The organism is Solibacillus sp. R5-41 (assembly GCF_002736105.1).
Lineage (GTDB): Bacteria > Bacillota > Bacilli > Bacillales_A > Planococcaceae > Solibacillus.
Window position 1 is genome coordinate 688,419 of record NZ_CP024123.1, and the last position, 26,330, is coordinate 714,748.

Here is a 26,330-nt window from a genome sequence, read left to right on the forward strand (position 1 = left end):
GCGTGAAAAATACAGAGATAGTTGTACAAGGAGCAAGAGCACATAATTTAAAAAATATAGATGTTACTATTCCACGTGACAAAATTGTTGTCGTGACGGGGCTTTCCGGTTCGGGCAAGTCCTCACTCGCTTTCGATACGATTTATGCAGAGGGGCAGCGACGTTATGTAGAGTCCCTATCTGCCTATGCACGCCAATTTTTAGGGCAAATGGATAAACCGGATGTCGATACAATTGAAGGGCTATCGCCTGCCATTTCAATCGACCAAAAAACAACTAGCCGTAATCCACGTTCAACGGTAGGTACAGTGACGGAAATTTACGATTATTTACGACTGCTTTATGCCCGTATTGGTAAACCAATTTGTCCAAAACACGGGATCGAAATTACATCACAAACAATTGAGCAAATGGTTGATCGTTTGATGGAGTACCCAGAACGCACGAAAATGCAGCTACTCGCGCCCGTTGTAGAAGGAAAAAAAGGGACACATGTGAAGCTTATTGAAGATTTGAAAAAGCAAGGCTATGTTCGGATTCGCTTGAACGGGGAGCTGCGTGATTTAGATGATCATATTGAGCTGGATAAAAATAAAAAGCATACGATTGAAGTCGTAATTGACCGCGTCGTCGTAAAAGAGGGCGTTGAATCTCGTTTAAGTGACTCTTTGGAGGCTGCGTTAAGGCTGGCGGATGGTCGCGTATTAGTCGATGTGATGGAGCATGAGGAATTATTATTTAGCGAGCATCATTCCTGCCCGTATTGCGGATTTTCTATTGGTGAATTAGAGCCGCGCATGTTTTCATTTAACAGTCCATTTGGCGCGTGCCCAACATGCGATGGATTAGGCAGCAAAACGAAAGTGGATTTAGAGCTCGTTATTCCAGATTGGGATAAGACGTTACTCGAAACTGCAATTGCACCGTGGGAGTCGGTATCATCACAATATTACCCGCAATTATTAGCATCAGTTTGTAAGCACTATCAGATTGCAATGGATATTCCGGTAAAAGACATTCCAAAAGAAATGATGGACAAAATTTTATATGGCTCGGGCAAGGACAAAATTCATTTCGACTTCATTAATGATTATGGTAGTCATTATAAAAAGGATATTGAATTTGAAGGGGTGATTCACAATATTGAGCGCCGTTTTAAAGATTCCTCTTCGGATTATGTACGCGATCAATTGCAAAAATATATGACGGAGCAGCCATGTCAGTCGTGTAAAGGCCATCGTTTAAAGGCTGAATCGCTTGCGGTGAAAATTAAAGACCAAAATATTTCCGAAGCTACTCGTCGCTCGATTCAAGAAATGTATGACTTTTTCAATTCAGTGGAGCTGACGGAAAAGGAAAAGCAAATTGCGAAATTAATTATTCGAGAAGTAGTGGAGCGGCTCAGATTTTTATTAGATGTTGGATTGAATTATTTAACGTTATCTCGTGCGGCTGGTACGTTATCGGGCGGTGAGGCACAGCGTATTCGACTAGCAACTCAAATCGGGTCGCGTTTATCAGGCGTGTTATATATACTGGATGAACCGTCAATCGGACTGCATCAGCGTGATAATGATCGCTTAATTCATACGCTTGAAAATATGCGTGATTTAGGAAATACATTAATTATCGTCGAGCATGATGAAGATACGATGCTAGCGGCGGACCATTTAATTGATATTGGCCCAGGTGCGGGTATTCATGGTGGGCAAATTATTGCGCAAGGAACTCCGAAGCAAGTGATGAAAAATAAAAATTCTATCACGGGCCAATATTTAAGTGGGAAGAAATTTATTCCGCTTCCTTTAGAACGTCGCAAACCTGATGGACGTATGCTGAAAATAAAGGGTGCAACAGAAAATAACTTGAAAAATGTGTCTGTAGACATTCCATTAGGCCAGTTTATTGCCGTGACAGGCGTTTCGGGGTCTGGAAAATCGACGCTTGTGAATGAAATTTTGTATAAGTCACTCGCATCCAAGTTAAATCGTTCGAAAGTAAAGCCGGGTGCGCATAAATCAATTGAAGGGATCGAACAATTAGAAAAGGTAATTGAAGTCGATCAATCTCCAATTGGGCGTACACCACGTTCGAATCCTGCGACATATATTGGTGTATTTGATGATGTTCGAGATGTTTTTGCGATGACAAATGAAGCGAAAGTGCGCGGCTATAAAAAGGGACGTTTTTCATTTAATGTGAAGGGCGGACGTTGTGAAGCTTGTCGTGGGGATGGCATTATTAAAATTGAAATGCACTTCTTACCGGATGTGTATGTGCCTTGTGAAATTTGTCATGGCAAGCGCTACAATCGGGAAACGCTGGAAATTCGCTATAAAGACAAAAATATTTCGGATATTTTAGAAATGACCGTAGAAAATGCGCTTGATTTTTTCAGTAATCTACCAAAAATTCAACGTAAACTTCAAACGATTGTTGATGTAGGGCTCGGCTATATTAAATTAGGACAACCTGCAACGACGCTTTCCGGTGGTGAGGCGCAGCGTGTAAAATTGGCCTCTGAACTGCATAAACGTTCGAACGGAAAGTCATTTTATATTTTAGATGAGCCGACGACTGGTCTTCATGTGGACGATATTTCCCGCTTATTAGTTGTGTTACAGCGTTTAGTTGAAAATGGAGAAACCGTGCTTGTTATTGAACATAATTTAGATGTAATCAAAACGGCGGATCATATTATTGATTTAGGTCCAGAAGGTGGTGATGGCGGTGGGACAATTCTTACAACCGGCACACCTGAAAAAATTGCAGAAGTAAAAGAAAGCTATACAGGATACTACTTAAAGCCAATTTTAGAACGGGACCGCGAACGTATGGATGATAAAATTGTAGCGGCGAAAAATAAGTAAATACGTTTCTTTCTATTAAAAAAGTTTAAATATAAGTCCTTCAATGAAACTTTTTATCCTCCCTTATCGTATATATGGGTATACGATGTAGAGGGAGGAATTTTTTTATGCAAAATGAACGTAAACGAATTTTACAATTGGTTGAAAGCGGTGTAATTTCGGCAGAAGAGGCGATTGTATTACTCGAAAAGTTATCGCCACAAAAGGAATCCACTCAAACAACAGAAGTGTTACCAGTACAGTTAACAAAAGAAGCGCAGCAAGATGAAGTACCACCAACTTCAAAAAAGGTATATGAAGATGAACCGATTTTTGAAGAAAAACGTAAAACAACAGGCTTTGAAGATATTTTTGGAAAAGCATTTAATGATAAAGATGTAAATAAAAAAATGGATGAATTTATGCATGAGCTTAAGCAGGATTTATCGCAATTTGGTACACGTATGGCAGGTTTAATGGGGTCTACTTTATCCAAGCTAAAAGATTTAGACATCGAAATGCCATTTGGAGAAAAAGTGGAATTCGATAAAACGTATGCTTACCCAGCAGATGACGTAAAGGGTATTGAATTAGATGTTGCGAGCGGAAAAGTAGAAGTGATTAAAACGACCGATGCCTTTGTGACAGTAGATGTTCATGTGAAAACGCCAGCAAAAGGCACAGAAGAAGAAACAATGGCAGCGATTGTCGAAAATTTAGCAACGCTTCAAGATCAAAAATTGATGATTCACTCATCGAATAAATTTACGCAATTAAAAATTAGAATGGCGATTCCGGAAAAGCATTATGATGTGTTTATTGCGCGTTTATTAAATGGTGGCGTATCAATCGAAGGTTTAGATGCGAAATTGATTAAAGTAAAAACGTATAACGGCATTGTTCGTTTAGAAAATGCAGAGTTTAATCATGCAGAGCTCCAATCTAGCAATGGATCAATTGAGGCACGTCAAGTAAAGGGCGAGGACTTAGAAGTAGAAACTGCGAATGGTCGTATTTATATTGATGGTGAATTAAAAGAAGTAGAGGCGGAATCTTTTAACGGACATGTCGTTGTGACGACTTCAAGTTCAGATGCACATAAAGTGAAAGCTCGTACAATGGCAGGAACGGTTGAAATTTATGTGCCAAAAACAGTTGCGATTGATGGTCAAATTTACTCAAATCTTGGCAAAGCAGATGTCGGATTAAGTGATGTGACATTATATGAGGAAGCCGAACAACTCTTATTAAAATCAATTCGTTTTAATAAAGAGTTGGCTGGTGCAAAATTACTGAAGCTTGTTGGTGAATCACGCACAGGTACCGTATTAGTTCGGTACACGACGAAATAAGCTTATATTAGTATTAAATAAAAGGAATGTCAGTTCACTGAGGTGAAAGGGCATTCCTTTTTTCTGTACCGTCGCAGTTTAATTGACAAATTACTTAATCCCCGGCTCTAATAAAGTTGAAATTCCACTTAAATTGCGAAGGGTTTTCAATTAATTGTGTCGAAATACTTGTTTAGTAGTAAGAATGAAAAGAAATTGTAATAATTCTAGTGCGTCAAAGTGCTATAATAGAGAAAAATTAAAATTAAATTTCTAGTAATAGAACTTAGGTGGTTTCGTTAATGATTCAAATGAAAAATGTAATCAAAAAGTATCCGAATGGTGTTGTTGCAACGAACGGAATAACTATAGAAATAAAAAAAGGCGAGTTTGTTTATGTTGTCGGGCCTAGTGGTGCAGGGAAATCAACGTTTATTAAACTGATGTATCGCGAAGAAAAGCCGACATCAGGTGACGTTATTATAAATGGCACCAACTTACGAACATTAAAAGCCAACCGTATTCCCCATTTACGACGTCAATTGGGTGTTGTGTTCCAAGACTTTAAATTATTACCGCGACTTACGGTTTATGAAAATGTTGCGTTTGCGATGGAAGTAATTGAAGAACAGCCAAAAGTCATTCGTCAACGTGTGATGGAAGTATTAGAACTAGTCGGTTTAAAACATAAGGTACGCATGCTCCCGAGTGAATTATCGGGCGGTGAGCAACAACGTGTTTCCATTGCTCGTTCTATTGTGAATCGTCCTAAAGTGATGATTGCCGATGAGCCAACAGGAAATTTAGATCCCGATACGTCATGGGAAATTATGAATATATTTGAAGAAATTAATCGTCAAGGAACGACAATTGTTATGGCTACACATAACCGTGAAATTGTGAATACCATTCGTAAACGTGTAATCGCTGTTGAAGGCGGTATGATTGTCCGTGATGAGTACGGAGGTGACTACGGCTATGAAGGGTAGAACAATAGCGCGTCATTTTAGGGAAAGTATCAAATCATTAGGACGAAATAGTTGGATGACGATTGCCTCAATCAGTGCGGTAACTGTTACATTATTATTAGTCGGTGTATTCTCAGTCATCATGCTAAATCTGAATAAAGTCGCTACAGATTTAGAAAATGACGTTGAAATTCGCGTTATGATTGATATTATGCCAGATGAAGTGGAAATGAAAAAGAAAGAACAACAATTAATTAATGAGATTAAAAGTTTAGTAGATGTAGAGGAAGTTACATATTCTTCAAAAGAAGCGGAATTAAACAAGTTGGTAAAAGATTTTGGAGAAGAGTTAAGCTTATTTGAACAAAATAACCCGTTGTATAATGTCCTTTACGTAAAAGCTGCAGATCCATTAAAAACGGCAGAAGTAGCGAAAAAAATTGAAGGTTTAGAACATACGCAATCAGTCAAATATGGTGAAGGAAAAATAGAAAGGTTATTTAGCTTTTTAGATATTGCTCGTAATGTCGGGTTAGTGTTAATCGTCGGTTTATTATTTACAGCGATGTTTTTAATTTCGAATACAATCCGAATTACGATTATTGCTCGTAAAGAAGAAATTGAAATTATGAAGCTAGTTGGCGCAACGAATTCCTTTGTTCGTATTCCATTCGTATTAGAAGGAATGTGGTTAGGTTTAATCGGTTCTATCATTCCAATTGTTACAGTTACAATTGCGTATTATAAAATTTATGATCTCGTCGCACCGAAATTAAAAGGAGAGCTTTTCCAACTACTTAAAGTGGGACCGCTCATGCTACAAGTAAATGGATTAATCGCTTTAATTGGTATTTTAATAGGGATATGGGGTAGTTTCATGTCTGTACGTAAGTTTTTGAAAATATAACCATATTTATGCGTTTAGGAGGAAAAGAGACGTTGTATAAGCTGAAGAAGCATTCATATAAAATTTTCGCTGCACTAATCGCGTTTGTACTCTTCATTCAAATGCCTGTAGTCTATGCCGATTCTTTAAGTGATTTGAAAAAAGAAAGAAATCAAATAGAAGCGGAAAAAAAGGAATTAACAAAATCACTTCAACAAAAAACGAGTGAAATTCAATCTAATCAAAATACACAAGAAAAAATCATTGGCCTATTAGAAGAAATTGGAGCAAAAATAAATCAAACGCATAAAGAAATCGAATTAGTCGAGCTTGATATTGACATTGCCAATAAAGAAATTAGCGAATTAGAGTCAGAAATTGCCGATTTACAAAAACGCATTGACCAGCGTGATGAACTGTTACGAGATCGTGCACGTGCGATGCAAACAAGCGGTACAGTGAGCTATTTGGATGTATTATTGGGCGCTAATAGCTTTGTCGATTTTATTGACCGTTTTTCGGCAGTCAGCACATTAATGGATGCAGACCGTCAAATTATGCGTGAGCAAAAGGAAGATCAGGAAAAGTTAGAAGAGCAAAAGGTCATTCTTCAAACGAAAAAGCAAAAGCTTGAAAAAAACAAAGCGAAACTGTCTGGATTAATGGCTGATTTAAAAGATCAAAAAGCAGATAAAAATCGACTAGTAGATGAGCTTGAAAAAGAAGAAGCAAAATTACGCAGTCAAAAATCAGAGCTACAAGTAGAATATGATGATAAAGTTGAAATTAGTGAAGAATTAGAGGCAAAAGTCCTTGCAGAGCAACGCCGTTTACAAGAAATTGCTCGTCAAAAAGCAATCGAAGCCAAAAAGAAGAGAGACAGAGAGAAAGCGAATGCCGCAAGTTCAGGGAAATTACCGACCGTTTCAGCAGGTACTTGGACAAGACCAGCAGCAGGTCGTTTCACATCAGGCTTTGGCGGACGAGATATTGGTCCAATTGGCAGTAAAAATCATTTAGGGGTTGATATTGCTAATTCAATTGGTACACCAGTTGTTTCAGCCGCAGATGGTGTTGTTTCCTATGTAGGTAGAATGGGTGGTTACGGAAATTTGGTATTGGTAACGCATAATCTTGATGGACAAGCGTTTACCACAGCATATGGTCATTTAAGTGGCTTTACAGCAAGTGTTGGTGATGTTGTGTCAAAGGGCCAGCAAATCGCAAAAATGGGGAACACAGGGAATTCAACGGGTCCACATGTACATTTCGAAATTCATGTTGGGGAATGGAATGGTCAACGTTCGAATGCAGTAAACCCATTGCGCTACATTTCATTATAAAGACGAAAAAAAGACAAAACTCGGGAAAAATCTCGAGTTTTGTTTTTTTTATTAGAATAATTCGGTAGTGCATATGATATGGTAAAACTATATAAAATGTAACGAGGTGTACATACAATGAAGAAAAATATTGGAATTGTCATCGTGATAGCATTAGTACTTGTTATGGTGGGGACCTATATAAAAAAAGAAATAGAGGCAAGTAATGCGATTAATGAAAATGCAATAGGTACGGAAGTGGGAACAGAAAAGGGACAATTAGCACCGGACTTTACATTGAGGACGTTAGATGGAGAGAAAATGACCCTTTCTGATTTGCGTGGAAAGCGCGTTGTACTAAACTTTTGGGCAACTTGGTGTCCACCTTGTGAAGCTGAAATGCCTCATATGCAAAAATATTATGAAAAATATGCCAAAGAGGATAATGTGGAAATTGTGGGGGTTAATTTAACGTACGAGAGAGAAAAAGTTGAGCGCGTGGAGCAATTTGTGGAAAGCTATAATATTACCTTTCCAATTTTATTAGAGCCGGATGCAAGCGTTGCGAAAAAATATAAATTTGTTACAATTCCAGCTACTTTTATGATTGATACGGAAGGTAAAATTCAAAAACAAATTTCAGGACCATTAGATCTTGATACATTAAGGGAAAATGTTAAAAGTTTAGATTAACTTGCTTCAGCAGAATTTCTCCATTTCTAAAAAGTGGGGCATGAATGTCAAGTATGCCCATAATTCAGTGGTAGTTCAAATCCTGGCTGATTAGGGGAACTCAGGCTAAGAACGCCGCGTCGTGCGGCAACGCCTGAGTGACCAACGTCGTGTTGGCCCAAAACCCCGGCGGATGTCACAGATTTTTTAGAGGATTTTTTCGAGCAAGTTCGAAAAAATCTGGACGCAATTACGCCGAGGGGTAATTGAATTGAATAGAAAACATATTCGACTTTGAAAGTATGAAATTCTCCCTTCGTTCATAGATTTAAATGAACAGGAGGGAAGATTGTGCGAAGAAGTCGAATTTTTTTATTGCTAGGTGTCATTGTCTTAATACCTACAATTCTCTTTTTTTGGCTAGATCAGCAACCAAAGGCAAAGAATCAAGATACTAATTTTGCTGTTGTCAATCAGTTGCATGATTTAATCGCGAAAGAATCGGTTTATGATGTTACTTCAGAAAAGTTGGTTGAAGGGGCCCTTCGAGGAATGGCGAAAGCGATTGATGATCCATATAGCACGTATTATTCACAGCAAGAAGCCGCTTTACATAAGCAAACACTTGCTAGTGAAAGAATTGGCATTGGGGTAGAACTTAGCCAAAAAGATGGGAAATTTGTTGTTATTTCACCGGTAAAGACGTCGCCAGCGGACAAGGCAGGTATTCGTCCTTTAGATGAAATCGTTCAAATTAATGATACCCGCCTTGAAGGTAAATCTTTGGGAGATGTTATGCAACTTATGCAAGGGAAAGAAGGGGAGGAAGTAACGCTTGTTGTATTTCGTCCAAGCCTAGAGCGGCATGTGAAAATTAACGTAAAAAGAGCGAAACTTAAAAATGAAACAGTCCACTCAGAAGTCATTAATGTAGAGGATACACCTATTGGCTACGTAACAGTTACTTTATTTGGAGAAGAAACAGGTGTTGAGTGGCAGCGTGAGCTTAATTCGCTATTTGAGAAAAACGTGGAAGCGTTAATTATCGATGTTCGAGATAATCCTGGGGGCTATTTACATAGTGTCGCCCAAATAATTAGTACGTTCGAACGGCAAGAAAAAATATTTGCCTATATGCAAAAAAGTGATGGAAAAACAGAGCCATTAAAAACAAAATATGTAGAAGAATTTTCTCCTTTCATTGAAAAATTAAAAAATATACCTATTACAATTATTCAAAATGAGGGCAGCGCATCTGCTAGTGAAGTGTTTGCGGGTGCATTACAAGATTGGAAACGCGCAACGGTTATTGGCGTAACGAGCTTTGGTAAAGGGACAGTTCAGAAAAGTTGGGAGCTAAAAAATGGCGGTGAATTAAAGCTATCCACAAATAAATGGTTGACGCCAACACAACGTTGGATTCATCATAAGGGGATAGAGCCTGATATTGAAGTGAAGCAGCACCCACTCTATGGAATCGAAACAAAATTATTAAAAGGTCGTTTTGAAACAGGTGAGTTTAGTGAGGAAATTGCTTATAGCCAGTCTGTTTTAGCAGAGCTTGGTTATGCAATGGTTCGTAAAGATGGTTTTTTTGATATGGAAACTGCACAGGCTGTTTCAAATTTTAGAAAACGTTATGATTTACAGGAAGGGCGCCACATGGATGAACAGTTTTTCGCTAAATTGACCGAACAATTACAAGCTTATAAAGCGTCACAAATTAATGATATGCAGCTTCAAATGGCGATTAGTTATGTCATGCATCAGCTTCAAATGTAGAGAAAAAGTTCCAGATTATCCCTTTAGCATGTAGTTACAAATAGCACTACGCATAAACAGATGGATTTGGTACAATAAACGAAGTAATGATTGGATGGTAGGTGAAAAAATGGATTCGACTATTTTAATAGAAGTTTTGAAAAGTATTGGAAGATTTTTTATTAATCCAGTACTATATATTGCAATATTTTCAGCTGTATTTTTAGGGTATCACCGTGTAAAACGTGAGCGCAAATACTTTAAAATTCGCATTTTAGGCGGATGGTCTGAGTTAAAAAACATGCTCCTCGCTGGTTTCGTATTATCGCTAATCGTTTCATTATCTAGTATTTTAATTGGCTTAACCGTACCATTAGAGTTCTTAATTTTGATCTCGCTCATAAGTATCATTGGTTTACTCTTATTTAATTATCATTTATTATCGCCAATTATTGTAATACCCGTCGCATTTGTCTTGGTTGCTTCCATGTATTGGCAAGATTGGTCCTTTAAAATAGGGGGCTTTGAATTTGTTGGGCATAATGTTGCGGATGGGCTTGCCGCTACGGCACCCATTTTAGCAGGCGTATTGTTAATGGCAGAAGGTTTATTAATTCGTCGATATGGTGCAAAATTTGCCTCACCTATAGTAGAAACGACAAAACGAGGTTTTAATGGAATTGCCTATTTTAGTAAGAAAATATGGGTTTTACCGGTTTTTATTATTATTCCGGGTAATGCATTTCAAGGCTTATTACCTTATTGGCCACAATTTTCATTGGGGCAAGAACAATTTTCACTCGTACTGTTTCCGTTTGTCATCGGGTTCCAACAGGTTATACGAAAAAAAATGCCGTTGTATGTGTATCCTGAAATTGGACGAAGCATTATTTTTACCGGACAACTGTTATTATTAGTTGGCTTTACCGCTTACTTTTTCCCTATTTTAGGTGCAATTGCTTTAGCATTAGGGATGATCTCTCGTACGATAATCGGTATTTATTATAAACGCAAAGAAGACCGCGATTCCTATGCCGTGATGCGAAGTGGAAAAGGTGCGATGATTGCAGCAGTATTACCGAATTCACCTGCTGAAAAAATGGGGCTAATCGCAGGTGAAGTTATTCAACGTGTAAATGGTCAAGAAGTTTTTTCAGAGCATGAATTATACGAAGCGTTGCAAATTAATGCAGCCCATTGCCGTTTAGAGGTAATCGACCATAATCAAGAGCTTCGATTAACCCAGCATGCCGTGCATAACGAGGACCATCATAAAATTGGGCTATTGCTCGTGAAGTAAAAGAATAAATGAAGGCACAACTCGAGCGGTTCTGGGGTTGTGTTTTTTTATGGATTTGTGTGAGGCTTTAGTATGGGAGTACGTTTCAGAAGGATTATTGAACTTAATATTGAATACTATCGTAAGGACAAAATCATTTGAAGGAGCGTTGTCATGAAAATCCATGATACGGTAACCGAGTTTATTAAAGATTATAAGCCAACAACTCTATATTTAAATGAATATTTTGCAAGTAATCAAATACATTTTGATGAATATTTTAAGTATCATTGCCTAAACAAAAATGAAAAGTTACAAGAAGCCATTAATAAACATTTAGCTAAATTAGATGACATGGCAGAAATATGTGGAAAAATGTCTGAATTAATTCGAGAAATTGCAAGTACATATGAAAACTTGTATTCTGTTCAATTTACGGAAGATGTCCATTTGTTAGTTGGTCTTTTTGGATCGAATGCTTATACATACCGTCAATATATTCCTGAAGTTGCTTTTTGCTTGGAAAAGTTATCTCCACAAATAGACCATCTTAGAACAATTATTGCTCATGAGTTTGGTCATGTAACGCATAATTTAATTTCTATACAAGAAGGAATTGAGTGGTCTTCCGTTGATTGGATGAGCCCGTATACATGGTTATTACAAGAGGGAATTGCAACTTATTTCTCGACAAGGGTAGTATCGGTAAGGAATGATGTTTATTTTATATTTGAAGATGATATTGATTGGTTACAATTTTGTGAGGAAAACAAGCACCTAATTTTGAAACACTTTACACAAGATTTAAAGAAAAATCCCAATAATGAAATATTTAAAGAATGGTTTTCGATTAGAGGTGGAGAAACTTTCGGTAAAGCGCGTTTAGCGTACTATATAGGGTATTGTTTCGTGACAAGTTTAATTGAAAAGTTTGGAGTGACTTATGCAATCACGTTATGGAAAGAAAGAGACTTCAAACAGATAGTACTAGATGAACTGGAAACGATGATTATCAATAGTAAAGGATGAGAGATTATGAATAAGATAATTTTATCAAGTATAACCTTTTGTTTATCGGTTATATTTGGGACTTCGTTTTATTTTGAATCTAAAGCTACTAGCTTAATTGCCTACTTCTATGCAGAAAACTATGTTACGACAAAATACAACGTTAATTTTTGGAGAAGTTATTGATGCTGTTACTAATAAACAATACTATTTTGAAGTAGATAAAAGTGATGATTATTCATTATTATATTAAGGGATTTAATGTAGATTTGTAATTAAATAACACATATAAAAGCTCAGCATCTCCAGGTAGGATAGATTTATCAAACCTAGTAGGTGCCTTTCTTATGCCTTGAAAAATTTAACTATTGTCTAGGTTAAGTTACTGCCAACTATGTATAGCTTCAGAATTTAGCACCAACATCAAATAGAGCTTTCACAGAACCCAACCCCTACAATTGTCGAATTATGTTATTATGAAAGAAAAGAAAAATTGAAGAAATAATTATCATTAAAAAAGGAAATGCTTGTTGGTAGTAGGGGTGAATTCTATGTTTGAATGGCTTAGCATTGATAATCTTGAGGCAGTAATTGAACAATATAAATTATTAGGACCATTTGCAGGAATCTTTTTAACATTTATCGAATCATTTATACCGATTTTACCATTATTTGTTATTGTAGTAGCAAACGCCAGTGCTTACGGATTATTTTGGGGCTTCCTTTTATCCTGGCTAGGTACGGTTGCAGGATCCTATGTATTTTTCCTGCTCATACGTAAATTCGGTAATCATCGTATTTTCAGGTATATAAAAGAACAACAGCAAATAAAAAAGCTAATCCATTGGGTAGATATCCGAGGGCTTACGCCGTTATTTGTTTTGCTTTGTCTACCATTTACACCGGTTGTTGTCGTCAATAGTGTCGCGGGTCTTTCGAATATAAAAAAGAAATATTACCTGTTTACGCTATTCGCTTCAAAGCCGGTCATGATCTTTTTGATGAGCTATTTAGGTAGTGATTTACGAGCAATATTAAGTGAACCGTTGAAAATCATCATTTCAGGCCTCATTATTTTCGTGATTTGGGGAATCGGCAAACTCGTTGAAAGAAGTTTAAACAAAAGAGTAGAACGTGATTTACGCGCAATCGAAAAAACTAAAAATGATAAACTACAAGGAATGTGAGGCCATAAAGTGCTCACATTTCTTTTTTACGCAAGTTGCGTCCTAAATAGTATTAGAACGTATATTCTTATTGTATAATTGAGGAAATAGTTGAAAGAAGAGGTGGGGAATGTGTCACTACGCGTCATATCAGGAAGAGCAGGAACAGGAAAAACAGCATTTATTCATAACGAAATCGTGGAAGATCTAAAGGGAAATCCACTCGGGTCACCAATTTTTATTATCGTCCCTGACCAAATGACCTTCTCAACGGAATATGAATTAACAAACAATTATGGACTTGAAGGTATTATGCGTGCTCAAGTAATGACGTTCAAACGGTTAGCTTGGTTTGTTTTGCAAAAAGAAGGTGGCATTACAAAAGAGCGAATTGATGGGACAGGCTACCGCATGTTAATTCGCCGCATTTTAGAAGAACATAAAGAAGAGTTTCTATTGTTCCGGCAAGCAGCAGGCAAACGAGGTTTTACAAAAGAAGTAGAGCAAATTTTAAAAGAGTTTAGCCAATATAATATTAATGTATCAACAATTGAACCTCTAATTGATTCATTAAAGGAAAATGGAGCAAGTAAAATCCTCCTTCATAAAATGCATGATTTACAAATTATTTTAAAGCAATTAAATGAACGAATTGGACTGGATTATGTGGATGGAGATGGTTATTTCCCACTGTTGATCGAGCGTATTCCAAAGATGGAAAGCTTGCGTGAAACTCATGTATATTTGGACGGATTCGTATCATTTACAGGGCAAGAATTTACGATATTAAAGCAGCTTTTACTTTATTCGAAGCGCGTGACGGTTGTCTTACCATTTGAAAATGAACAGCTTGATAAATTAGAAGGTGCCGTATTTTACCGTGCAGCGATGTCCTATGAAAAATTACAACATGAACTTCATAAAATACAATTTGAACAAAACATCGAAATTGAAGAAGAGCAACGAATTCATCTCGAAATGAATTATCGTTCGACAAATTCAGACCTTCATCAAATTGAACAAAATTTCCATGCCCCTTATTTTACACCAATCCCTGCACAACATCATGTACAAGTCATAGAGGCTGCAAACCCTCGTGCAGAAGTGCAGGCAATTGCCCAGGAAATAAAACGTTTAGTTGTAGAGGAAGGAAAGCGATATAAGGATATTGGGATTATGTATCGCCAAGCAGATGTGTATGATGCGATTATTGCCACAACGTTCAAACAATACGAAATTCCGCTATTTTCTAATGAAAAACGTTCGATGTTGTATCATCCCTTAATTGAATTTAGTCGTTCTGTATTAGAGATTATTACGTCAAATTGGAAGTATGAACCGATTTTCCGTAGTGTAAAAACAGATTTGTATTTCGCTCAAAATGCGCAAATTGCAAAAATGCGAGATCAAGTAGATGTTTTGGAGAACTTTGTCATTGCCAAGGGGATTGTGCACGATCGCTGGTTTAATGAAGAAGTTTGGCATTATCGCCGCTTTAAATCACTTGAAAAAATCAATTCCATTCAAACAGAAGATGAACTTAAACTTGAAAATCGTTTAAAAGAAGCACGAGATATTATTCGCGAGCCTGTATTTGCATTACAACAAAAATTAAAGCAAGCGAAAACAGGGCGTGAAATTGTCGTTGCGCTCTATGAGTTTATGGATGAACTTGACGTATATAAAAAGCTTGTAAAAATGCAAGAAAAGGAAGAGCAGGCGAATGCACTTCATCAATCTTTTGAGCATGAGCAGGCATGGAATGGCTGGGTCCATATTTTAGAGCAATTTGACTTAATGTTTGGTAATAAAGAAATGACCGTGGAGGATGTCGCGCAAATTTTAGATGAAGGGTTTGAGACACTTCAATTTTCAAGTGTTCCGCCAACTTTAGATGAAGTAACCGTTTCGACGCTTGAATTTTCTCGCTTTGATAATATGCAGGCGATTTTCATTATAGGCGTTAATGATGGCGTGTATCCGATGCGCATGGATGCTGGGGGACTTTTATCCGATGATGAACGCGCAACGTTTGAAAAATCAGATTTTGAGCTGGCACCGGGTGTGAAAAGTCGATTACTTCAAGAAAGTTTCCTATTTTACCGAGCTATTTCATCGCCGACGGACCAATTATACTTCACTTTTTCAAGTGCTGATGAGGAAAGTAAAGGGAAGCTCCCTTCTTTGTATATTAACCGTTTGCATAAATTGTTCGAAGTTGAGACGGCGGATGGGGAAAAACAAAAAACATTACTTCATAAACGTGTTGTCATTGATCCGCTCGAGGAATTAGATTCTGAACAAATTTTAAATTATTTACGTCATCCATCTCCAGCAGTCGGCTTTTTAATGACACAATTGAAAAAAGCTCAATTAGAGCAAAAGCCATTAACGGCGGAGTGGGGCGCATTACAAGCGTTTTATGAGCGTCAGCCAAAATGGCAAGAGGTTTTAACGTTTGTCAGGAAGCCCCTTACTAAGGTAAATGAAGCAGAGCCATTGACGGAGGAAATGGCAACAAAATTGTACGGGGAAGATTTTTTAGCAAGTGTATCCCGCATTGAAAAGTTTTATAGCTGTCCGTATTCACATTTTGCTTCATACGGGTTGAAGTTGCAAGAACGTGCAGAATTTAAATTGGAAACGTTCGCAATGGGTGATCTATTTCATGAGGCAATTCGCAAAATTTTATCCGATAACGAGCAGCCAATTCCACTGAATAATTACCGTGCATGTTATCTACAAGCAGATGAAACGGTGACTAATTTAGTGAATTATTTCTCATACAGTATTTTGAAGAGTAGTCATCGGTTTGAATATATTAAAACAAAGCTAGTGAAAATTGTCGCGCGCACATTATTCGCGCTTATTAATCAAAGTGAGCTTTCCAAGTTTAGAGCGATTGCACACGAAAAACCTTTTGGAAAACGCGATGATAAAAACGCAGAAAAGGATGACCAAAATCCATTAAAGCCATTAGAAATTGAACTTGAAAATAATCGTAAAATGTATGTGCGCGGGCAAATTGACCGAATTGATGCATATAAAGATGCAGAAAATTTATATTTACGTGTTATTGATTATAAATCCAGCGGTCGAAAATTGGATTTTACAGAAGTGTATAACGGCATTTCGATGCAATTATTAACGTATTTAGATGTTGCGTTACAAAATGTACCGATTTTAGCTAAGGAAAGTAAGTTTGTCAGTGATTTATCAGAGCTTGAAAATATTATTGTACAAGCAGCTGGTATGTTCTATTTACATGTGCATAATCCACTCATTCAAACTGAAGATTATACGGAGCTTGAAAAAATTGAAGGGTTGCGTCAAGAAAAGTTTAAATTGAGTGGCTATATGTTGAAAGACGTGGAAGTTGCGCAATTAATGGATACGTCATTGCAACCGAGCACAACGTCTATTATCGTACCGGCTGCATTTAAAAAGGATGAAAATCTTGAATTTAATGGGCGCTCATCAAAAGTGATTGAGCCGCAAAATATGGAAAATCTTCAGCAATTTGTTCATCACAAATTACGTGATGCAGGCAATGAAATTTATCGTGGAAACACGGAAATAAAGCCCTATAGTTTGAGCAATCATACAGCATGTACGTTTTGTAACTATAAATCCGTTTGTCAATTTGATCAGGCAGAAGCGGGAAATCGTTTCAATGAATTGAAAAAGCAATCGGAGCAGGAAGTATTTGAAAATATTGAAAAGGTGGTATGTATGCATGATGATTCCAACTAAACCGAAAAATGTTCAATGGACAGATGTACAGTGGAAAGCCATCTATGCATCAGGTCATGATATTTTAGTATCGGCAGCGGCAGGGTCAGGGAAAACCGCTGTATTAATTGAACGCCTCATTCAAAAGATTTTAGCGCCAGAAGATCGTCGTATTGATGTGGATGAATTATTAGTCGTTACTTTTACAAATGCTTCGGCAGCTGAAATGCGTAATCGGATGGCAGAGGCACTGGAAAAATCGATTGCACAAGATCCACAAAATGCTTTTTTACGTCGTCAGCTTAGCTTATTAAATAAAGCACAAATTTCGACGTTGCACTCTTTTTGCCTAACAATTTGTCGTGAATATGCGTATACAATCGATTTAGATCCAGGTTTTCGTTTAGCAAGTACAGAAGAAGCGGCATTGTTACAAGATGATGTGTTAATGGATGTACTAGAAAAAGCGTATCGCGGAGATATGGCTCATTTATTTACTAAGGAAGAGTTGTATACGCTTGTTGATAGTTTTGCTACGGACCGCAGTGACCAAGCAATCGAAAAGCTATTGCAAGAAATGTATAAAGTGTCGCGTGTACAGCCTGACCCGTATGAATGGTTACGCGCATTACCTATGAAATATGACATTGATGAACAATTGCCGATTGATGATTTACTAATTGCACAGGAAATTCGACCGATGATTGTTGCAAACTTGAAAGAAGTGGTGGCGCGCCTTGAAAAAGGGTTCCAAATTGTTTCTGTACAGCCAGCACTCCAAAAAAATGAAGCCCTTTTTGCAATTGAATACGGGGCAGCAAAGCAAGTGCTTGAAGCGATGGATAGTGGTACATGGGAGGAAGCGTATGCATTAATGCCACTTATTAAATTTGACCGGATTAAGCCTGTTGGGAAAAAAGATACGGAAGAGGATCAGCGTTTTTATAGCATCGCGAAAGGGTACCGTGATCAGGCAAAGGATATGCTTGCAACTTTATCAGAAACGTTTTTTGCCCGTCATCCGAAACTGTATGTGAAAGAAATGGCAGAAACGAAGCCGATTATGGAAACGCTCGTCAAATTAACGATTGAATTTAGCGAAGCATTCAAACAAGCAAAACAGGATCGTGGGCTACTCGATTTCTCGGATTTAGAACATTATGCGTTAGAAATTTTATCGCATGCCGAAATCAAAACGATGCCACCAACGCCGTCTGAAGTAGCAATGAATTTTAAGGAACGCTTTAAGGAAGTGCTTGTGGATGAGTACCAGGATGTGAATCGACTTCAAGAAACGATTTTACAGCTTGTGAAAAGTGGAGATGAGGCAGATGGTAACTTGTTTATGGTCGGCGATGTAAAACAGAGTATTTATGCGTTCCGATTAGCCGAGCCGCGGTTATTCCTTGAAAAATATAAGCGATTTGATGAAAATCCAATCAATAACGGTATGAAAATCGATTTAAATGCGAATTTCCGAAGTCGTTCTGAAGTATTAGCCGGCACAAATTATGTGTTTGAGCAAATTATGGACGAAGAAGTTGGCGAGATTCAATATGATGAACAAGCAAAATTAAAGTTTGGCGCAAGCTATGATGAGCAGCAAGTTCCGGTTGAGCTTGTTTTATTAGAGGGCGATTCGAAGCTGCAAACTGTTTTAAATTCAGATGGTAACGGTGACGAAGAGGAAAGTATTAGCTCGGCGCAACAGGAGGCCCGCTATATTATTATGCGGATTCAAGAAATGGTCAGAGGCGGGGCACAAGTATATAACCCAAAAACAAAATCAACGCGTCCGATCAGTTACAGAGATATAGTCGTGCTCATGCGGTCACGTACTTGGTATGCGACGTTTGCTGAGGAATTTAAGATGGCGGGATTACCACTTTATGCCGAAACAGATGGCGGTTATTTTGAATCATTGGAAGTCATGATTATGCTGAATACGTTAAAAGTAATCGATAATCCGTATCAGGATATCCCGTTGGCATCTGTTTTACGCGCGCCTTTCATCGGTCTAACCGAAAACGAGCTTGCGGCCATTCGTTTAATTAATGGGAAAGTGCCATTTTATGAAGCGCTTAAGCAATATATGGTCAATGCATCTGGTGAAATGGCGATTGCAACCGAGCAAAAATTGCAAAAGTTCTTAACGCTACATGAAAAATGGCGCAATTTTTCCCGTCACGGCTCGCTTGCAGACTTAATTTGGCAAGTGTATTTAGATACGAGTTACTTTGAAATGGTCGGGGCAATGGTGAACGGGAAACAGCGTCAAGCAAATTTACGCGCGCTTCATGACCGTGCACTTAGCTATGAAAAAACATCCTTCCGTGGGTTATTCCGTTTTTTACGATTTATCGACCGTATGCATTCGCGCGGGGATGATTTAGGGATTGCCAAATCAATCGGAGAAGCCGATGATGTTGTCACGCTATTAACAATTCATAAATCAAAGGGCTTGGAATATCCAGTCGTTTTCGTGGCGGGGATGAGTCGTGGATTTAATACGAAAGATTTAGGGAACCGCTACATTTTTGACCAAGAATTTGGACTTGCTATTAAGTCTGTCAACCCAGATTTAAACGTCATGTCAACGTCACTGCCACATTTATATGTGAAGGAAAAGAAGCTTGCCAAAATGAAGGCAGAGGAAATGCGCATTCTTTATGTGGCAATGACTCGTGCAAAAGAGCAGTTAATTTTAGTTGGTTCCATTAAAGATTGGGAAAAGCAAAAAGATGAATGGTCATTTTATCAGGAGTTAGAGGAAACTGTATTGCCGAGTTATACTCGATCGAAGGCGAATCATTATTTAAGTTGGGTTGGACCAGCTGTTGCAAGGCATCAGGACTTTTTATTTGCACAATATGGTAAACAAAAGGAAGCAACTCATGCAGCGCAGTGGTTTGTAAATATCATTTCAAATGAAGCGTTTTTAGCGGCGGCAACAGAGGAAGAAACGATTCAGACAGAGCAGGTAGAGCAAGTTGATGAATCTCTCGTGGATTTATTAACGCACCGCTTTTTATCGACGTATCCATATGAACATGCAGTGACGAAAAAATCAAAAACTTCCGTTAGTGAATTAAAGCGATTAGAAAGCCTTCAACGAATGGAAGAAGAGCAAGTTTATAATTCGAACGCAGTAAACTATGTTAAGGCGGCTGTTCCGAGCTTTATGTTAAAGAAAAAGGAACGTAAGCTGTCAGCAACAGAAGTCGGTACAGCAGTTCATGCGGTGATGCAGCATATACCACAGGAAGGCTTTCAAACGTTGACAGAAACTACAGATTTTATTCAATCACTCGTGACGCGCCAATTACTACAACAAATTGAAGCTGATGCAATAGAGGTAGAAAAGATTCTCGCCTTCTTCCAGACGGATGTTGGTCAGCGCTTTAAGCATGCCAAGCAAACTTTACGTGAAGTGCCATTTACATGGAGTCTCAAAGATGCCGAGGGTGATGCACAAATTATTCAAGGGGTGATTGACTGTCTTTTTGAAGATGAATTTGGCCAATGGGTGTTACTTGACTATAAAACGGATCGTATTGAAAGTGGAATATTAGACGATTTGGAGAAAATTAAACAAAAAATGACAAAAACATATCACATTCAATTAAACTATTATCAACAAGCTATTGAATCCATTAAACATGTCAAAGTAAGTGAACGTTTATTGTATTTATATAGTATTGGGAAAGAAGTGAAAATTGATTAGGGGGGATGTTTTGTGAACTTTCGACCAGTTGGTACGCAGGATCGAGTAGCCACGCTTGATATTTTACGTGGCTTTAGCTTACTCGGTATTTTATTAGTAAATATGTTCGGCTTTTATTTGCCAATGCCTCATATTATGGGATTGGAAAATTGGTTTACTGAAGCACAGGATATCATTTTACAGCAAATTTTAGATATTTATGTACAAAGTAGTTTTTATCCGTTATTTTCTATACTATTCGGGTATGGTTTAGCAATGCAGTTTTTAAAAGCGAAAGAATATGACACAAACTTTTATAAATTTGCACCGAAACGATTAGCAATTTTGTTTAGTATTGGTATGCTCCACGCATTTCTAATTTGGTGGGGAGATATTTTAGCGATGTATGCATTTTGCGGCGTCTTTTTAGTTGCACTTATGCGCCTACCTGCAAAATGGTTACTGTTCACGGCAATTATCGTGAACGGATTATACCAAAGTGCCATTTTAAGCTTGTACTCTCTTGGTGGTATGTTCAATCAAATGATGGGCGATTCATCGGTAAATATTACCGCGATTCAAAACGCAATTACAGCATATGGTGTCGGAACATGGGCGGATGCTTTTATGCAACGGTTAGATGACTTAGCCATTCAAATGAGTTCGGCGATGTGGATTTCTTCCTTGTTCACCATATTACCTTATATGCTCATTGGTGCGGCATTTGCGAAGTGGAAATTGATTGAACGTGCAAAAGAAAAGCTTGTCACTTGGTTTATTCTAGCGGTTTTTGGTTTGGGTGTGGGTATTTATTTAAAGAGTCTCCCGATTGCATCTGCTCAAACATATGGTTATGAATATTTACAAGTGTTTGTGGGGGGGCCTATATTAGCGTTAGGTTATATCGCGGTCATCGTATTAATTTGTTTACTTCCGATTGCCGTAAAAGTTTTAACGCCAATTGCTAAAGCTGGAAGAATGTCTATGACTCTTTATTTAATGCAATCTATCGTTTGTACGATAATATTTTATAATTGGGGCTTCGGTTTATATGGGAAAGTGGATGTCCAAATGGGCATTTACATCGCAATCGCCCTATTTATCGTTCAAATATTGTTTGCAGAGCTTTGGTTTTCTAAATTTAAGCAAGGCCCAGTTGAAGCAATGATCAAAAAATTAACTTATGGTAAAATATTATCAGAAAAGTAAGGTAATTCGTTCAGCTTTGATGTATCATGTAGAAAAAAGAAGGAGCTCCTCACATTATGAAATTGTTATCTTTCAAATTAAATGGACAAGTAAAGTTCGGCCCAAAAGTTAAAAAGGAAGAAGCGGTATGGGATGTTATTGAAATTCAAAAACAATTAAATATACTACCTTCGTTTCCTGAAACAATTATTGATGGTGTTGCATTAGGCTTTGATTTTGTAGAGCAAGCTCGCAAATTAGTAGATGCTGCACAAAAAGCTGAAAATGGTGCTCAATTTAAATTTGCATTTTCAGAAATCGAGTGGCTTTCTCCAATCCCACGTACACCGAAAAATATTTTATGTGTGGGTAAAAACTACAATGAGCACGCAATAGAAATGGGTGCAGAGCAAGCACCAGAAGATATTATGATTTTCACAAAGTCACCTACTGCGATTTCAGCGGATGAAACAACATTACCTGTGCATGCAGATAAAACGGACGCTCTTGATTATGAAGGGGAGCTAGCTGTTGTAATTGGAAAACGCGGGAAAGATATTCCTAAAGGGATGGCATTTGATTATATTTTTGGTTATACAATTGCCAATGATATTACTTCACGCGACCTTCAACAAAAACATAAGCAATTTTTCTTAGGGAAAAGCTTAGAAGGTAGCTGTCCAATGGGGCCATATTTAGTGACAAAGGATGAAATTCCAGACCCACATGCCCTGTCAATTGTGACGAAAGTAAATGGTGCTGTGCGTCAAAATGGTTCGACAAAGGATATGATGTTTAGTGTGGCAGATATTATTGCGATTTTATCGAAACATGTAACATTAGAACCAGGAGATGTTATTTTAACAGGTACGCCTGCTGGGGTTGGCAAAGGAATGAATCCACCAACGTTTTTAAAAGCTGGCGATGAAGTAAAGATTTCAATTGAAGGAATCGGCACATTAGCGAATCGCTTCGCATGATTTTTTTTACTTGAATATGAATGTGATAGATTCACAAAATTCCAAATAGCAAGGACGTAACCCGCTTAATTATTGCGCAGGTTATGTCCTTTTGTATGTGTGAGGATGGAACTAAGTTAAGCCAATTCATTGAATTTGCACGCGCTTACATGGTAGGATATTGCATGTAGAGAAAAAATAGAAAAGGTGGAAATATACATGAGTTTTTTAACTAGTACTACACATCTGCATATTAAAACATGGGTAATTGCTTTAGTACTCTTCTTTATTGCAGCATTATCAAGCAAAAAATTAACAGGTGTACATATGGGTTTACGTGCGGTGTACATTTTACTTATCATTACTGGCGGTGCATTATTCTTAGAATGGCGTGACAAAATCGCTGAGAGTGGCATGAACTATGATATGAAAGTACTTTTTGGTATTTTAATTATCGGTTTCATGGAAATGATCTTAGTACGTAAAAACAAAGGCAAATCGGTTAACGTACTTTGGGTGTTATTCGCAATTGCTTTAGCAATTACATTATACTTAGGCTTAAGCACAGGAATCGGTATGAATTTCTAATATTAAATGAAACAACCACTTCGGACTAGTAAGTTTGAAGTGGTTTTTGTTTGGATTAACTTGCTTCAGCATTCTTCTTCCATTCCTATAAGAGAGAGGGATGAATACCAACTATACCCTTAATTCAAAGGGGCAAACCTTGGCTGAGTCAAGTTAATGCCCCCGGCGGATGTCACAGATTATTAGAGGGATTTTTCGAGCAAGCTCGAAAAAAATCTGGCCGCAATTACGCTGAGGTGTAATTGATAGTAGAATTGTTAGAAATCCACAGTTTTGTCACGGATTTGTCGCAATTACTTGAAATATCTTTGGAAACATAGCGACCCATACACTTATTTTTGGTAAAATTACGATGGATTGTTTTGAAAGTGAGGGAATAACAGTGGGATTTAAAAAATGGATCGGCGCAGTAACGGCGGGTGTTCTACTTTCTACGACATTAATGTTGACACCAACTGTACAAGCGGAAGAGAATCGTACAATTGCTGATGAAAGTATATATGATTTATTAGTAGACCGTTTTTTTAATGGAATTGGCACAAATGACGATGAATTAGTAAATGCGAAAGACCCAGCTATGTTTGCGGGTGGCGATTTTAATGGATTAATTAAAAAACTCGATTATATTTCAGGAATGGGCTTTACGACGATTTCGATTGGCTCCGTTTTTGCAACTGAAAAATATGACGGCTCCATGGTGACAAGCTATTCTACAATAGACAAGCATTTTGGAACGGAAGATGAGCTAAAGGACGTTGTGAAAAAATATAATGACCGTGACATGAAAATCATGGTGGACTTCCCGATTTCAAATGTAAGCCCGAATCATGAATGGGCAAGCCAACCAAATTTTGTCGCAAGCACGAACAATGGACAAATTCAGTGGGATTTAGCCAATGCAGAAGTGCAAAAAGCGTTGATTGATGCAGCCGTACAATTTGTCAATACATATAATATTAACGGTATACGCTTAACGAATATTGAAAATACAGATGCATCATTTTTAAATTCGTTGATTGACCAATTAAAAGAAGCAAAGCCAGAAATGTATGTCATCTCAAATGCAGAAAGCGATGCTCGTTTTGACGCGAAGTTTTATGCGGATACAGAACAGCTTTATCGTGGCGCTTTTAAAAATGTTGATTTAAATACAACGGTTTTAAATACGCATATGGAGGAGTTTATTACAGGGAGAGATGTACCTGCTCAAGTGATGATCGACAATGTGTGGACAGACCGTTTTACATTAGATGTCACGAAAGAAAAGATGTACCCTCCAACACGTAATAAAATTGCGGTATCAAGTGCGTTATTATTACCTGGTGTGCCCGTTGTACAATATGGTACTGAAATTGCGATGAATGGTACTGCTGGAAAAGAGGCACATCAATATTACAATTTTAAAACGGATTCTGAGCTTGTTGACTATATTGGACAACTACAAACTTTACGAAATAGTTCAGAAACGCTGCGTAACGGCGAATTCAAATGGCTAATGAATGAAGATGGTTATATGGTATTTGAACGTAAATCAGATACAGAAACATGGGTTGTTGTTATTAACAACACAAGTAAAACGAAGCGCATTCATATTCCTATGGAAGAGCTTGGTGAAGGAAAAGAAATTCGTGGTATGTTTGATAGTGAAATCATTCGCGCGAATAAGGATGATAATTATACAATCATTTTAGATCGTGAAATGGTAGAAGTGTATCAAGTAATCGAAGCGCGTGGTATTAACACCTCTTATATTGTGGCGTTAAGTTTAGTTGTAGTCATTTACACAATATTCATGGTTGTCATTATAAAACGCGGCCGCAAACGTCGAGCAGAACAAGCCCAAGCAAACTAAGTTATTGTAAAAAATTATACGTCTAAAATCATCATTCCGATTCAAACCGAAATGATGATTTTTCTTTGTAGAAGGAACTTTCTAACGCTTATAACTTTAAGCGCTCTTGCAATATTTTTGCAACCCCATCTTCATTATTGGATAATGTAATTTCATTAGCAATATTTTTTAGTTGGTCAATACCGTTACTCATCGCAACCCCAACCCCAGCGTACTCAATCATCTCTAAATCATTGTCTTCATCGCCAAAAGCAATGATGCGTTCACGGGGAATGCCCATTTCTTTTGCAATTTGATCAATACCAACTGCTTTGCTTAGTCCTTTGCGTACAATTTCGATAATCGGGTAAGGTGCACCCCAACGACGATGCTCAATTAATTCGGCATGAACATCTTGTAAATGTTGACGAATGATCGGTACACGAACATCATTTGCTTGAATTAATAAGCTTGTCGGATCTTCTAACAGATTTGTTTTTAAATCGCCCATTAATACACGAGGGCTTCCCATGTTGAATATGTTTAACATTGCTTCATCTTCACGGTGGATATACACATCATCAAATACTTCTGCAATTAAATTATTATATTCATAATTATGAATCGATTCAATCACATCATGTACGACGCGAATATCGACAGGGGAATGGATGGATTTCCACATCGAATTGCGAGGATGATGAACTAAAGCACCGTTAAAGTTTACAATCGGTGTAACGAGCTGTAATTCCTCATAGTAAATTTGACTTGCTCGAAAAGGGCGGCCAGTCGCGATCATTACGTGATGACCCGCTGCTTTCGCTTTCATCAATGTTTCCTTTGTAAGGGGAGAAATTTTTTGCTCGTCGGTTAATAATGTGCCATCCAAATCTAATACGATTAAATGTTCGTTCATTCGGAAAACCCTCCTTTACATGCTTTTATTTTCGTATTGTGATTGTTCAAATACTCACCAAACGAAGATAAAGCCTCTGGTAGATGTCGCAGATTTTGAAGTAAGCCTGCACGATACAGGTCAGTTAACCAAAATTCAAAATCTTGACGCAATTACGCCTTAGTGTAATTG

At 37.6% G+C, this 26,330-nt stretch carries 17 protein-coding genes; 16 read left to right on the forward strand and 1 reads right to left on the reverse strand.

What is annotated here, in order from left to right; translation table 11 throughout:
• Positions 1-2: 2 nt before the first annotated feature.
• From uvrA to CSE16_RS03215, 16 genes are all read left to right on the forward strand, one after another.
• Complete coding sequence (gene uvrA / locus CSE16_RS03140; protein ID WP_099422530.1) at positions 3-2,870, forward strand: excinuclease ABC subunit UvrA; 2,868 nt, start codon at positions 3-5, stop codon at positions 2,868-2,870.
• Positions 2,871-2,977: 107 nt separating this feature from the next.
• The gene (locus CSE16_RS03145; RefSeq protein WP_099422531.1) at positions 2,978-4,201 is read left to right on the forward strand and encodes a DUF4097 family beta strand repeat-containing protein; all 1,224 of its coding nucleotides are present in this window, start codon (positions 2,978-2,980) and stop codon (positions 4,199-4,201) included.
• Positions 4,202-4,482: 281 nt separating this feature from the next.
• Positions 4,483-5,169 carry a cell division ATP-binding protein FtsE gene (gene ftsE / locus CSE16_RS03150; RefSeq protein WP_099422532.1) on the forward strand — a complete coding sequence of 229 codons (687 nt, stop codon included), beginning with the start codon at positions 4,483-4,485 and terminating at the stop codon, positions 5,167-5,169.
• On the forward strand, positions 5,159-6,055 hold the full coding sequence (gene ftsX / locus CSE16_RS03155) for a permease-like cell division protein FtsX (protein ID WP_099422533.1): 897 nt from the start codon (positions 5,159-5,161) through the stop codon (positions 6,053-6,055). Before ftsE ends, ftsX begins: the two co-directional genes overlap by 11 nt.
• Before the next feature lie 32 nt (positions 6,056-6,087).
• Complete coding sequence (locus CSE16_RS03160) at positions 6,088-7,377, forward strand: murein hydrolase activator EnvC family protein (protein WP_253896156.1); 1,290 nt, start codon at positions 6,088-6,090, stop codon at positions 7,375-7,377.
• A gap of 117 nt (positions 7,378-7,494) precedes the next feature.
• Positions 7,495-8,049 carry a peroxiredoxin family protein gene (locus CSE16_RS03165; RefSeq protein WP_099422535.1) on the forward strand — a complete coding sequence of 185 codons (555 nt, stop codon included), beginning with the start codon at positions 7,495-7,497 and terminating at the stop codon, positions 8,047-8,049.
• A gap of 330 nt (positions 8,050-8,379) precedes the next feature.
• Entirely contained in the window at positions 8,380-9,810 is a 1,431-nt protein-coding gene (locus CSE16_RS03170; RefSeq protein WP_099422536.1) for a S41 family peptidase, read from the forward strand.
• 109 nt (positions 9,811-9,919) lie between these two features.
• Positions 9,920-11,089 (forward strand): PDZ domain-containing protein, encoded by a 1,170-nt coding sequence (locus tag CSE16_RS03175; RefSeq protein ID WP_099425738.1) that lies wholly within the window; start codon positions 9,920-9,922, stop codon positions 11,087-11,089.
• Between the two features lie 153 nt (positions 11,090-11,242).
• Complete coding sequence (locus CSE16_RS03180; RefSeq protein WP_099422537.1) at positions 11,243-12,097, forward strand: DUF2268 domain-containing putative Zn-dependent protease; 855 nt, start codon at positions 11,243-11,245, stop codon at positions 12,095-12,097.
• A gap of 530 nt (positions 12,098-12,627) precedes the next feature.
• Positions 12,628-13,263, forward strand: a complete 636-nt coding sequence (locus CSE16_RS03185; protein WP_099422538.1) for a TVP38/TMEM64 family protein — start codon at positions 12,628-12,630, stop codon at positions 13,261-13,263.
• 111 nt (positions 13,264-13,374) lie between these two features.
• Positions 13,375-16,995, forward strand: coding sequence for a helicase-exonuclease AddAB subunit AddB (gene addB, locus CSE16_RS03190; protein WP_099422539.1), 3,621 nt, complete (start codon positions 13,375-13,377; stop codon positions 16,993-16,995).
• On the forward strand, positions 16,979-20,698 hold the full coding sequence (addA, locus tag CSE16_RS03195) for a helicase-exonuclease AddAB subunit AddA (RefSeq protein WP_099422540.1): 3,720 nt from the start codon (positions 16,979-16,981) through the stop codon (positions 20,696-20,698). The genes addB and addA overlap by 17 nt, the downstream gene beginning before the upstream one ends.
• Before the next feature lie 12 nt (positions 20,699-20,710).
• The gene (locus CSE16_RS03200; RefSeq protein ID WP_099422541.1) at positions 20,711-21,886 is read left to right on the forward strand and encodes a DUF418 domain-containing protein; all 1,176 of its coding nucleotides are present in this window, start codon (positions 20,711-20,713) and stop codon (positions 21,884-21,886) included.
• 56 nt (positions 21,887-21,942) lie between these two features.
• Entirely contained in the window at positions 21,943-22,845 is a 903-nt protein-coding gene (locus CSE16_RS03205; RefSeq protein ID WP_099422542.1) for a fumarylacetoacetate hydrolase family protein, read from the forward strand.
• A 198-nt stretch (positions 22,846-23,043) separates the two neighbouring features.
• Entirely contained in the window at positions 23,044-23,412 is a 369-nt protein-coding gene (locus CSE16_RS03210) for a YisL family protein (protein WP_099422543.1), read from the forward strand.
• A 382-nt stretch (positions 23,413-23,794) separates the two neighbouring features.
• Entirely contained in the window at positions 23,795-25,264 is a 1,470-nt protein-coding gene (locus CSE16_RS03215) for an alpha-amylase family glycosyl hydrolase (protein ID WP_099422544.1), read from the forward strand.
• A gap of 88 nt (positions 25,265-25,352) precedes the next feature.
• Here the strand turns inward: CSE16_RS03215 and CSE16_RS03220 are convergent, their stop codons facing one another.
• A complete protein-coding gene (locus CSE16_RS03220) occupies positions 25,353-26,159 on the reverse strand; it encodes a Cof-type HAD-IIB family hydrolase (RefSeq protein ID WP_099422545.1) in 807 nt (268 codons plus the stop codon).
• Positions 26,160-26,330 lie beyond the last annotated feature (171 nt).